Source organism: uncultured Marinococcus sp., from assembly GCF_947493875.1.
GTDB lineage: Bacteria > Bacillota > Bacilli > Bacillales > Marinococcaceae > Marinococcus.
The window spans coordinates 360,135-372,293 of the sequence record NZ_CANLSU010000003.1 but is presented as its reverse complement, the minus strand read 5'-3'; the positions used below and the strand labels follow the sequence as shown (position 1 = coordinate 372,293).

Annotated in this window: 14 protein-coding genes; 10 read left to right on the top strand and 4 right to left on the bottom strand. The window is 49.2% G+C overall.

Translation table 11 applies throughout. The features are described from left to right. Positions 1-247: 247 nt before the first annotated feature. The 5 genes from ilvA (at position 248) to Q0757_RS07555 (ending at position 3,680) form a co-directional block, all read left to right on the top strand. Entirely contained in the window at positions 248-1,495 is a 1,248-nt protein-coding gene (ilvA, locus tag Q0757_RS07575; RefSeq protein ID WP_298785895.1) for a threonine ammonia-lyase IlvA, read from the top strand. 38 nt (positions 1,496-1,533) lie between these two features. Further along, positions 1,534-2,280 (top strand): DUF3891 family protein, encoded by a 747-nt coding sequence (locus Q0757_RS07570; RefSeq protein WP_298785893.1) that lies wholly within the window; start codon positions 1,534-1,536, stop codon positions 2,278-2,280. 31 nt (positions 2,281-2,311) lie between these two features. After that, positions 2,312-2,836, top strand: coding sequence for a type 1 glutamine amidotransferase domain-containing protein (locus Q0757_RS07565; RefSeq protein WP_298786162.1), 525 nt, complete (start codon positions 2,312-2,314; stop codon positions 2,834-2,836). Positions 2,837-2,914: 78 nt separating this feature from the next. Then, positions 2,915-3,301, top strand: a complete 387-nt coding sequence (locus Q0757_RS07560) for a thioredoxin family protein (RefSeq protein ID WP_298785892.1) — start codon at positions 2,915-2,917, stop codon at positions 3,299-3,301. Beyond that, on the top strand, positions 3,255-3,680 hold the full coding sequence (locus Q0757_RS07555) for a TlpA disulfide reductase family protein (protein WP_298785890.1): 426 nt from the start codon (positions 3,255-3,257) through the stop codon (positions 3,678-3,680). The genes Q0757_RS07560 and Q0757_RS07555 overlap by 47 nt, the downstream gene beginning before the upstream one ends. Before the next feature lie 47 nt (positions 3,681-3,727). Here Q0757_RS07555 and Q0757_RS07550 read toward each other — a convergent pair whose 3' ends face one another. Next, the gene (locus Q0757_RS07550; protein ID WP_298785888.1) at positions 3,728-4,453 is read right to left on the bottom strand and encodes a metallophosphoesterase; all 726 of its coding nucleotides are present in this window, start codon (positions 4,451-4,453) and stop codon (positions 3,728-3,730) included. A 165-nt stretch (positions 4,454-4,618) separates the two neighbouring features. On the opposite strand from Q0757_RS07550, the gene Q0757_RS07545 reads away from it, so the two are divergent. From Q0757_RS07545 to Q0757_RS07530, 4 genes are read left to right on the top strand one after another with little or no spacing between them, the layout of a single operon-like run. Next, positions 4,619-5,758: a conserved virulence factor C family protein gene (locus Q0757_RS07545; protein WP_298785885.1), complete on the top strand. Its 1,140-nt coding sequence runs from the start codon at positions 4,619-4,621 to the stop codon at positions 5,756-5,758. 24 nt (positions 5,759-5,782) lie between these two features. Then, a complete protein-coding gene (locus Q0757_RS07540) occupies positions 5,783-5,992 on the top strand; it encodes a hypothetical protein (RefSeq protein WP_022792221.1) in 210 nt (69 codons plus the stop codon). After that, positions 5,989-6,510, top strand: a complete 522-nt coding sequence (locus Q0757_RS07535) for a PH domain-containing protein (RefSeq protein WP_298785880.1) — start codon at positions 5,989-5,991, stop codon at positions 6,508-6,510. The genes Q0757_RS07540 and Q0757_RS07535 overlap by 4 nt, the downstream gene beginning before the upstream one ends. Continuing rightward, a complete protein-coding gene (locus tag Q0757_RS07530; RefSeq protein WP_298785878.1) occupies positions 6,494-7,972 on the top strand; it encodes a PH domain-containing protein in 1,479 nt (492 codons plus the stop codon). The genes Q0757_RS07535 and Q0757_RS07530 overlap by 17 nt, the downstream gene beginning before the upstream one ends. 36 nt (positions 7,973-8,008) lie before the next feature. Here Q0757_RS07530 and Q0757_RS07525 read toward each other — a convergent pair whose 3' ends face one another. Genes Q0757_RS07525 through Q0757_RS07515 form a run of 3 tightly spaced genes read right to left on the bottom strand, consistent with a single transcriptional unit; the run spans position 8,009 to position 10,990 of the window. After that, positions 8,009-8,971 carry a DUF2777 family protein gene (locus Q0757_RS07525; RefSeq protein WP_298785876.1) on the bottom strand — a complete coding sequence of 321 codons (963 nt, stop codon included), beginning with the start codon at positions 8,969-8,971 and terminating at the stop codon, positions 8,009-8,011. Positions 8,972-8,992: 21 nt separating this feature from the next. Then, positions 8,993-9,904, bottom strand: a complete 912-nt coding sequence (locus Q0757_RS07520; protein ID WP_298785874.1) for a hypothetical protein — start codon at positions 9,902-9,904, stop codon at positions 8,993-8,995. A gap of 30 nt (positions 9,905-9,934) precedes the next feature. Beyond that, complete coding sequence (locus tag Q0757_RS07515; RefSeq protein ID WP_298785871.1) at positions 9,935-10,990, bottom strand: toxic anion resistance protein; 1,056 nt, start codon at positions 10,988-10,990, stop codon at positions 9,935-9,937. A gap of 389 nt (positions 10,991-11,379) precedes the next feature. On the opposite strand from Q0757_RS07515, the gene Q0757_RS07510 reads away from it, so the two are divergent. Continuing rightward, positions 11,380-12,132, top strand: a complete 753-nt coding sequence (locus Q0757_RS07510; RefSeq protein ID WP_298785868.1) for an NRDE family protein — start codon at positions 11,380-11,382, stop codon at positions 12,130-12,132. The last annotated feature ends 27 nt before the right edge of the window (positions 12,133-12,159 follow it).

The window sequence follows — 12,159 nt, the reverse complement described above, 5'->3', positions numbered from 1 at the left end:
TAACATTATACCAAAGATTGGGGCGGGTAAAGAACTGCCGGTATTAACATTTATGTACCCTTCGCATAAAGCAGGAAAACGGACGGCTTTTCAGTGTGCATATTCATGTTATAATAGTAGGGGTTTGAACGGGATCAAAAGGCGGCGGAGACATTCTCCGCCGCTTTCGAGCATTTACACTAATCATGTTAACCGGGCATTCACAGTTGAAGTGGACGCACGCTAAGTAGAAAGGAACGTTGCTTGTATGGGGAATATACACATTGAAGACATTATCATCGCAAATCAAACGCTGAAAGACGTGGTCACGCATACCCCATTGCAGAAAAACCAGGTGCTTTCTGAACGTTACGGGGCCAATATTTATTTAAAACGGGAGGACCTCCAGGTGGTGCGCTCATTTAAAATCCGCGGGGCGTACTATATGATGAGCAGCATTCCCAAGGAGAAGCTTGAAAACGGAGTGGTATGTGCAAGCGCTGGAAACCACGCTCAGGGCGTGGCTTACTCCTGCCAGGCGCTGAAGGTGAAGGGTCATATTTTTATGCCAAACACGACTCCGCGCCAGAAAATTTCGCAGGTGAAGTTATTTGGAAAGGAATACGTGGAAGTAGTACTTACGGGCGACACGTTTGACGATGCCTATTACGAAGCCAATGCTTACGGCGAAGCACACGACATGGAATTTGTGCATCCGTTTAACAACGAAAAAGTGATCGCTGGTCAGGGCACTGTCGGAATGGAAATTATGAATGATATTGAAGAGCCGATCGATTATTTATTTTCCTGCATCGGTGGAGGCGGACTCGTATCCGGCGTTGGCACGTACGTAAACTCGATTTCCCCTGCAACGAAGATTATCGGCTGTGAGCCTGCCGGAGCTCCAGGTATGAAAGCATCCATTGAAAATCAGGGTGTCGTCTCTCTCGACTACATTGACAAGTTTGTTGACGGGGCTGCTGTGAAGCGGGTGGGGGAGCTCACATATGACGTTTGTAAGGATCTGCTTGACAGCATCACGCTCGTACCTGAGGGCAAGATATGTACAACTATTCTGGAACTGTACAATGAAAATGCCGTTGTGGCTGAACCAGCGGGTGCCCTGTCAATTGCGGCTCTTGATTTTCATAAAGAAGAAATTAAAGGAAAAACGGTCGTTTGTATCGTCAGCGGAGGAAACAATGATATCGGCCGCATGGAAGAAATGAGGGAGAAATCATTGATCTATGAAGGACTGCAGCATTACTTCATTGTGAATTTTCCGCAGCGTGCCGGCGCACTACGGGAATTCCTTCATGATGTACTCGGCCCGGACGACGATATTACCCGTTTTGAATACAACAAGAAAAACAATAAATCCAACGGGCCGGCGCTTGTCGGCATCGAGGTCACCTATCCGTCGGACTACGATAAGCTTCTGACGAGAATGAAAGACCGCGGCATCAAATATACAGAAATCAATAAAGAGGAAACGCTGTTTAATTTCCTCATCTAATTAAGACGGTATACACGGGCAGAAAGGGAGCGGATACAATGATCAGCGAGAACCGGAACGGCTGGGTGGAAGTAATGATGCAGCAGGAGCATGCGGCTCTTTCCGGAGAGTGCATGAAGTACTGGCACCATACGACGTTTAAAGAACAGGTGTCCTGGTCATCGGCGCTTCAGGCCACGGCCCGCCACGATGATGCCTGGAAAACACTTGATGAAGAGCCGGTACTTGATGAAAACGGCTGGCCGGTATCCTTTGTAAATTACCCGGTCCCGCCGAAGCTCGGCGCCTACCGCAACACCATTAACGCCCTCGAAGAAGAGGACCCGTACCAGGCGTATTTGATCAGCAGCCACTATGGCTCGTTTTTCAAAGAATCCGAGGCACCGGAGGAAATTGCATTTATGCAGGAGGAAATCGCCCGCCAGCAGCGGCTGATTACCGGCTACCATTGGAATTTTCTGATGGCAGCTGAACATTTTCATCTGCTTCAGTTTTTTGACGATCTCTCCCTTTATATATGCATGAATACGCCGGGGGCTTCTAAGGATGAGGAGGTCCCATGGTTCCGGGACGGCTTCCGCCAGACGTTCGCGTCTCTTGATCATGAAACAATCCATGCCCGTTGGGAAGACGAAGAGACGATAGCTCTGCAGCCGTTTCCGTTTACGGAGTCCTTTACCATCGAGGTGAAGCGGCGCTGTGTACAGGAGCCGCTTGAGTCGCCCGGGGAGCTGTGGAACGTGAAGCCGGACAGCCGCCGCGTCACATTAAAGCCTGCCGAATAAATGCTGAAAGTAAGATAAAGGAGGAATCATGATGACACTGCAGGGAAAAAGAATTATTGCATTTGTCGAAGATGATTTTGAAGATTTAGAGCTGTGGGTGCCGGTCATGCGCCTGCGCGAAGAAGGTGCTGAAGTACTGCTTACCGGTAAAGAAAACGGCAAATCATATACAGGAAAACACGGGGTGCCGGCAGTGTCAGAGGCAGCACTTGCCGAGGTGAATCCGGCAGACTATGACGGGGTGCTGGTGCCTGGAGGATGGGCACCGGACAAACTCCGCCGCTACAGCGAAGTGCTCGCCATCGTCCGGCATATGGATGAGCATAAAAAAATCATCGGTGAAATCTGCCATGCCGGATGGGTGCTTTCCTCCGCAGGCATTCTGCAGGGTGTGCACGTCACAAGTACTCCCGGTATTAAGGATGATATGACCAACGCCGGGGCTATTTGGTCGGACGATCCGGTCGTCGTAGACGGCCATATCGTGTCAAGCCAGCGTCCACCGGATATTCCAGCGTACAACCAGGCGCTTGTCGAAGCTTTTCGCAGTCAGTAAAAAGAAAAGACCGAAACGGCCGGCTGTATCTTAAAAATGCGGTCGTTTTGGTCTTGGATATAAAGCGGGTGAAACAGATTGGAACGAATAACAAACAAGCAGCTTGAGCAGATAGAAGCGCGGGACGGACGCCAGGTGGTTTTGTTTACCTCCCCTACGTGCGGCACGTGCCAGCTGGCAAAACGTATGCTTGCGCCAATAGAAAAATTGTACGCCGGCGCTTCATTTCTGGAAGTGGATATCAATACTGCCCCTGTACGGGCCCGGCAGCTCGAAATTCAGAGTGTGCCGTGCTTAATCGTATTTGACAGCGGGGAGGAAAGAGAGCGGCTGTACAAAATGCAATCGGGCTCGTATTTACTTGAGCAGCTGCATTCGTATCTGAAAAAAGATTTAACCGATAAAAAGGAGGATTCCTATGCAGGCCCCTCAGTTTCAACTCAAAGAAATGTCCAGCGGCGATGAATGGTCGCTGGAGCAGCTGAAAGGAAAACCAGTGCTGTTAACGTTCTGGGCATCCTGGTGTCCGGACTCTTCTGCAGATCTGGTGCAGAAGAACCGGTTTTATGAACAAATGAATGAAGACAGCCCGCTGCAGTTTGTGACGATTAATGTGACCGGCCGCGAACGGCGGGAAGAAGATCCTAAAACGTACGTGGAAAACAACAATTATCGTTTTCCAGTGCTTCAGGACGAAGGTGTGGATACGTACAGACGCTATAAATGTGAAGGCGTGCCGAGTACGTTTATTATTGATGAGCATGGTGAGATTGTGGCGCAGTACGGAGATAAAGCATCGTTTATTGATATTATGCAAAGCCTGCAAAAGGTGAACAGCATATAAAAAGGCCCGCCGCGAACGGCGGGTTTTTTGTATATATTGAATAAACGTTATTTTGGCGGACGGCCAGAAGAAATAATACGCTTTACCTGGTCGCTGTTCGGATAATCATTGGCGTCAAACTGGGCTAAAACTTCATCCGTATCGTAGGGCACCCGGCGAATTTCCGGAATGACCTCCCCATCTTCAATGGTCAGAAGGACGTACGATGGTGTCGGGTCCCCATCAAACGGAAGGCCGATACTGCCCGTGTTGATTACCCATTTATCCCCAATTTTTCGGATGGAGGGGGTGTGCACATGTCCATACACATAAATGTCTGCTTCCTGCTTCTGAAAAAACGATTCTTCAAAGACGGAAGCCTCACTGTCGACCGGAACCGGTGGAAACAGGCTGCCTGGCACTGCGTGGAAGGCGAACAAACGAAAGCCTTCATACTCATCGAGAAATGATTCGGGAAGCTCTTCTAAGTATTTAACATCATTTGTGGAGAGCCGTTCGAGGGCCCACTCCCTCTCCTGATTCATGATCGAGCGTTTGCTCTCGGGGACTTCTCCTTCCCGGACACCGCGGACAATCCATTCGTCTGCGTTGCCCTTCAATACTTTTGCAGGCAGGGATTGAACGGTTTCAATCGAATTTTTTGGTTCCGGACCGCGGAAAGCAAGGTCCCCGAGCATATACATATGGTCTACCGATAAAGCGTGCAGGTCGTTTAAAACAGCTTTTAATGCACGGGCATTACCGTGTACGTCTGAAAGAAGTGCAATTTGCAACGTAATAACCTCCTCATGAGCTTTTGAAACAATCTTATTACAGTGTATCAGAACAGCGGGCTGGTTTGGAATGCAAATGCACAAGCCGGTTGGCAGGAGAGGCTTCTCCTGTGCTATAATCAGACGTGCAAATTGGGACGTTATTTTAAAGGAGAGAGATTGATCATGCATATTACATCCATTGAGCCAACACCGAGTCCTCATACGATGAAGCTGAATGTTAACGAATCGCTGCCCGCCGGAACGAGCAGCAATTATAAACCGGAAAATAAAGAAGAAGCACCGGCGCCAATCCAGCAGCTGCTGGAGATCGAAGGCATTAAAGGTGTCTATCACGTCGCTGACTTCATGGCCCTCGAGCGTCATCCAAAAGCCGACTGGGAGCAGCTGCTGCCCCAGGTGCGCCAGGCGTTCGGCGAAGAGGTGGAGCAGCCGGCCGAAGAGCCGGAGGAGCCACAGGAGGCTTTTGGGGAGGTACAGGCACAGGTACAGATTTTTAAAAACATACCGATGCAGATAAAGCTATTGTCCGGTGAGGAAGAAAAACGTCAGGGTCTGCCGGAACGTTTTCAGACCGCAGCGTTTGAAGCCCAGCTTGAAGACGATAACATCGTGATGCAGCGCAAATGGGAGGATTACGGGGTTCGTTACGGTCAGGATCTCGAACAGATCGGCAGTGAGATGGCAGAGGAAATTGCTGCTGCCTATCCGGAAGAGCGGCTGAAACGCCTGGTACGGATCGCAAATACTCCGGAAGCAGAAAACACAGAGCCGAAATTTAAAAAAGTCACAATGGATATGATGGAGGAGCCGGACTGGAAACAGCGCTATGCAGCCTTTGATCAGATGGATCCTTCCATGGAAGACCTCCCGGTTATACAAAAAGGGCTTGCAGATGAAAAACCGGCCATCCGCCGGCTGGCGGTCGTGTATTTAGGGATGCTTGAAGATCCTCAGGTGCTGCCGGACCTTCAAAAAGCGATGCAGGACCCATCGGTCACGGTGCGAAGAACAGCAGCAGACACGTATTCTGATTTGGGGGATCCTGCGGGGATCCCGGACATGATCGAAGCACTGAAGGACAAAAACAAGCTGGTGCGCTGGCGTGCGGCAATGTTTTTATATGAAGTAGGTGACACTTCGGCCGTGGAGGCGTTAAAGGAAGCCGACGGAGATCCGGAGTTTGAAGTGGATCTGCAGATTAAGCTCGCACTGAAACGAATTGAAGGCGGGAAAGAAGCAAAAGGGTCCATCTGGAAGCAGATGAGTGAGAAAATGGAGCAGGAGCGAAAGCCCAGGTCGTAAACGAGAAGGGAAGGAGCCTGAACGATGACGAAAGCAGAAGTACGACAGCAGCTTGAAGAACGAAATATGGAGGAAGTGCTCGAGCTGATTGAGGACGCTGAAAATGGCGATTTAAAAGAGCTTGAGTTGGCCGCTTCTCTCGGTCTTCTTCGTGATGAAACACTGAACGATGCAGTGCTGAAGGTGCTGCAGGACGAAGGAGTCACGATTATTTACGTGGAGGATGAGGAATGAATGACGGCATCTACGAGGAAGAAAATGTAACAAGGCCGGCACCGTCGCAGCGCATATCTGAAGATGCGCTGACGGTCTGGCGTTTCAAGGGGATGATTGAAATGGCCATTGTTTCTTTCATCCCTTTTGCTTTACTTGTGCTTGCCTTCTGGTTTGGATGGTCCGAATGGGTCCGGTGGGCCCTCGGCGCGATCCTGCTATTTTTAGTTTTTTTTTCTGTCTGGTATGCATGGGTGCTCCCAAAATGGCAATGGCAGCGCTGGCGCTACGAGGTGTATGAGACAGAGGTAGAGCTTCAGTACGGTGTGATTATTTCTAAACACGTATTGATTCCCATGGTGCGCGTCCAGCACGTGGATACAGCCCAGGGGCCGATATACAAGCGGTATGGGCTTTCCACTGTGACGATTTCCACCGCAGCCGGGATGCATGAGATTCCAGCGCTTAAAGAAGAGACGGCGCCGGAGCTGCGCAACCGGATCGCCTTTTTGGCGGGGACGGATGATGACGATGAATGAATGGAGACGAATGCATCCGGCAGCCATTGTCACCGTATTTTTCCGGCAGCTGAAGGATTTTCTTTTTCCGCTGATTATTACTTTCTTTGCTGGCGGTAACGCTTCCGGGCCGCTTCCAGTCAACTGGATCTTTTTGCTTTTAGTGCTGTTTATCATCATGAGCAGCATCATGAAATGGATCTTTTTTCGTTACCGTCTGATCGAGAAGGAGCTTCAAATCCATTACGGCATTTTTGTGAAAAAAGAACGATTTCTCCGCAGTCAGCGCGTTCAATCGGTAGATATCACTGCCGGTATCATTCAGCGGATGTTCGGTCTTGTTCGTCTTAATATTGAAACAGCAGGCGGAGGAGCAGAAGCGGAGGCTTCGATTCAGGCGATCCGCCGGGAAGAGGCGGATATTATTCAGGCGGCTCTGATTCAAAAATCTCCTGCTGCTGAAGCAACGGAAGATTTTTCCGGGGACGGCATATCTGCGGAGCCTTCAGAACCATCGTTTTCCTGGAAAGTGCCAATGAGTACCATTTTCACAGCCGGGCTTACCTCCGGCCGGGCGGGTATTATTTTTGCGGCGCTTGCAGGCCTGTATTCCCAGGTGGGAAATCTTCTTCCCGATGCGTGGGTCGAGCAGTCAATTGGCATTTTAATCGAGCTCAGCTACTGGTTTATTATCGGGGGACTGTTAGTGACAGCGCTGCTAAGCTGGCTTGTTTCGTCGGCATGGACGCTCGTGCAGCACGGAAATTTCGAAGTGAACCGTACCGGGAATGATCTTGAAATTAATTGGGGGCTCCTCGAACGAAAGCAGATTACGCTTCAAATGCACCGGATAACGTGTATTCGTTTTATCAGTAATCCAGCCAGACAGGCGCTCGGTATGTGGGCGGTTTATATAGACAGTGCCGGCGGGAGTACTGAACGGGGCCAGAATTCGATAATGCTGCTGCCGCTGATTCACCAGAAGCAGCTACATACCTTTATGGAGCAGATTGACGACACGGCATTGATTCCGGAAAAGGTGAACAAACTGCCAAAACGCGCGGCAAGAAGATATATGTTCCGGGCTTCAGTTTTTTGGTGGCTGGTATTTATTCCGACGGTGATCTGGGTGCCTTACGGATGGGCAGCCGCAGTGGTGCCGCTGTTTTTCACCTGGTGGGGCTGGATATGCTATAAAGGCTCCGGCATGAAAGTGGACGAAAAGCAGCTGATTATCCGGCAAAGAGCCTGGAGTGCCATTTATAATTTTGTGCCTAAACGACGTATTCAATATTTGGAAAACACCCAGTCCTTTTTCCAGCGGAGACGCAGACTGTATACGGTCTCGGCTTCGGTTATCAGCAGTGTTACCGGGCGGACGGTTTATTTACGGGATGTGGATGAAAAGGATGAAGCAGTTTATTTTTCCTGGTATCAGAAAACCTGGGATCGTGCTGCGAGAACACAAAAAAAAGGCTTTTGAACTCCGGTTCAAAAGCCTTTTTTGCATAGTGGGGAATTACTTCCCACGGGCAAACGAGTTTGTATAGATAAACAGGTTGCGGACGCCCTTATCGGTCGTAATTTCAAAACGGTCAAACACATAGTCCTCATCGTCTGCGTGCAGGGCCCGTTCATAATGGTGCTGCACGATGAGTACAGACTGCTGTTTTCGGAAGTAGAGAAAATTCACTCCGGTAAAAGAAGTTTCTTCAGGCTCCTGCATCAATTGGTACAGCAAATGGTTATGGCATTCAACCAGATCGTCTTTACTGAATCCGTTGGAATGAATATTTTTAACCAGGCTGTAGCGGGAAGGATCTTCGAGTTCATTTAAAAAGATAGCGAATGGCCGGAATTGATCACTGTGAATACGGACATGATCATGCTCCTGCAACTCAAATATCTGGCCGTGATCGTTTCGGAAATACATATCGTAGTAATGGACCGCGCGGCGCCAGGGAAGACCGGCCGGGGAAATTTCGAGTTCAAACGGGCAGTCTTCAATGTCAAGGGCCTGGCCATCCGGCGCCTCCCGGAGGAATACGTTTCCCCGCGAGCGGTGAATTTCATAATAAATATACGACTCTTCCTGAGGCTCTTTTGGTTCCGGTGTAAAAGTAGCGGAAAGAGAATGCAGCAGGTGCCTCCATTCTTTTTTATCGCTGTAGGAGACGAGTGGGGAAGAGATCTCTTTTTCAAGCAGCTGCACGACGGAATGCTCGTAGGAAACAGGGGAACGGTCGTCAGCAGCGGAGATTTTTGTTCCCGGGACAGTAATGGTTTCGAGGTTAAATTCATACACCGCTTCTTTTCTTTCCACGTCCGGAAGGCGGTGGGCCTGTTGAATCCGGACACGCCCTTCCCAAATTTTCCGGGGGGCGGCGGATGTCTGCTCTAAAATACCGTAATAGGCCCCGGATCTGCCGTAATCGACAACCACGGGGCGGCCTTGATGCTCGAATGCTTCTTGTCGTTTCATAATGGACCTCGCTTTATACCTTTAAAATTTCTTTTCCTGCCTATATCTTTTTTCGTTTACCTTCAACAGCTGGCGCATTTTCCGGGCATGAACGTCATTTTGTTCCATGCGCAGTGAGCTGATCCGTCCGCGCATCGCTTCAAGCGCCTGCAGCAGAGCACCGTGCTGCTCATTTCTGTGATTTGGTTCAAGCAGTCTGTACGTTTCGATCAGGTCCGGTATTTCACGGCCAAGCATCCGCTCGACCAAATACTCATCCTCTACATCAAGCTGCAGGGAGGGCGAAGAGCGCAGCTCCTCAAGCTCGCTGTCAATCTGCTGCAGCTCCTGGTGAATATCTGCCGGGAGGCTGCTCTTTTGCTTCACGTAGTGCTGATGAAAGCGGTCGAGCGCTTTATGCCATTTTGCTGGCTCGTCCTCCGGTACTTCCTCTTTCTGAACCGGTTCGGCTGTCTGCAGCTGAATGTCTCGGGGCGCCCGGCCCTGAAGGGTGTAATCGAGTACTTCAAGCTTGCGGAAAATATGCTGAAAGTAGGACGATTTTTCAATATTGCGGGCATGCATTTTTCCGTTTTTCATATAATGCACCAGCGCTTCCCGCAAAAAAGCCGGAGTGTGGACGTCAGTACTTCGTACGTAGTCAATCGTCACTGTTTTTTGAATGGCCGCCTGGGACCGCTCTTTTTCAAAGCTTGTAATGCGGATGCGCCGGGCGGTCAGCTTCATGCGGAACAAAAAAAGTTCGTTTTCGCGTTTTAGGCGCCTGGACTGCCGGAGTTCATCCGCGCGGGCAATCACCCGGTCGATTGCGGCTTCCATTTCCTCCACGATAAACAATCCGTGGCTGTCGGAGAAGATATGATCATCCACCGGGCGCATATGGTCCGGCAGGAAGCGTTCAACCCAGGGATGTTCGAACCATCTGTTAGCCAAGGGATTCACCGTCCTATACGTTGATATCTATCAGTTTAACAATTTGTGCTTCATCTGCTTGTTTAATTCGTCCATTTCGGAAATGAACTGTTTACTGGAGGCGACAATACGTTCATTGGACTGCTCCGTCATCTGGATGGCCTCGTACACATCCTGGTAAGCCTGCTGGAACGTTTCGAGGGCGATCGCCGGCTCTTCGAGTGTCTTCAGGGTGTCGGCCGTGTTTTCTTTCAGCATACGTGCATTGTTGGTGAGCATATTTTCAGTAGATTCGTTAACACTCTGCACCGCATTGATCACTTTCCGCTGGTTGCCGAGAGCAAGCTGGATGGAAGCGGTGACGGTAACGATGTTTTTCGTCATGGTAATGGCGTTAAAAATCGCTTCCTCGAGCTTTCCATTGTTATCGACAATCAGATCGATTGAAGCAATTGACTGCTGAAGGACCATAACTGCCTGGGTCATGTTTTTTACCCGGGATATTACTTTTTGCTGTCCCTTTTGAATAGCGGCCGGGTTGTCGCGCCATTGTTCCTCGAGCATTTCTTCCTCAAGCATGGAATTCAGCTGCTTGCCGGTTTCAATCTGTATTTCAAGTTCTTCAATGCGCTTAATGGCCGTTTCTTTTAATTCTTCAAGCATGACGTTGTCTTCCTGCAGCTTGTCCCGGCCGGCGAGTAGGCCGTGAATAATATTGTCCACCTGGGATTCCACGGTTTCATATTTTTTCGCGTATTGTTCGACCGGATCCCGGCGTAAAATTTTGTTCATCGTTTTCTGCAGGCGGCCTTCTTTCAAATATTCCGGTTCAAGTTCGCCGACCACTGTTTTTAATTCATGAAGCTTATCGGGAAGCTCATTGTCTTTTTGATCCATCATTTCCCGGACGGGCCGCTTCAATGCTTCAAGGGAGTCACCGGCTTTGCGCTGCTCCGCTTCCCCAAGACCACCGAGAGTACTTACAAGCTGATCTGTATCTTTTTCACTTTTAAAGCGTTCAATGAATTTTTCAGCTTCTTCCTTGCTTTTCCCTTCGTTCGTGGAGGGAGTTAAATCTTCTTGATTTGTGTTGGGCTCATCAGTCATACGGATTCCTCCTCATAGTGAATTCGGCGGGGCCTTTACTTATATATCGTATAATCATTAATAATAGTTTATAAACAGGAAGTATAATACTTATAGTTTAGCATTAGAGCGGGCAATAGTAAAAAAATGTCCATTAAAAGAGCCTTGCCCTGCTGGACAGAATAAATCATTTTACTTTGCAATTTTGAAAATTTTTTGTAACATATTATAGAAGCAGTATATAAACCAGTCGGCAGCAGCCAGGGGGTTTTTCAGGGAGAATTGCCAGCTCCAGCAAGTGCTGTTCAATGGAAGAAGTATTTGCTCTATTCACAAAACAATAGCGGATAACGACGAATCAGATTCAGCGTGCAAAGAACTACCGCTGAAATAAGAAAGGAACGAATGGCATGTGTTTAATTGCTTTTGCGTACCAGGTGCATCCGTGGTTTCCGCTTGTCGTTGTTTCTAACCGGGATGAATTTTTAGAACGGCCGACACAACGCCTTCATAAATGGCAGGGGGAAGGCATCATTGCAGGGAAAGATTTACAGCAGGGCGGTACATGGATGGGAGGCAGTCTTTCCGGACGGTTTGCGGCTGTGACAAACATTCGGAGGCCAGGTATGGAAGCCGGTGAAAAATCACGCGGGCATCTGCCGCTGCGGTTTTTGCGGGGCGAAACGAAGCAGGCCATTGAATCGGTGGAAAAAGACCGGAACGAGTACAGAGGGTTCAACATGATTGCCGGCTCAGAGAAGGAAATTTTTTATTTACATAATCACAAGGAAGGGCCATATGCAGAGCGTCTTGCACCAGGAGTTCACGCGCTCAGCAATGCGTCTTTGAACACGCCCTGGCCGAAGGTCGAAAAAGCAAAAAAGCATGTGGAAGCACTGCTTGCTTCTTCAAAAAGCACGCTGGACCCTGACGCCTTTTTTAAAGCAATGCAAAATGCAGAGCCGGCCGCCGACCAGGACCTTCCAGATACTGGGGTGGATAAACAGCTTGAGAAACAGCTCTCATCGATGTTTATTGATCTCCCGGAATACAAAACGAGATGCCAGACCATGTTTATTGTGCGTAAAGACGGAAAAATTACAATGATCGAGCGGATGACAGACGCCCGCACCGGAACGGGCTACTATGAATGGCATGTATAAGTTTGAATATTTATTCTTTGAAGCGTA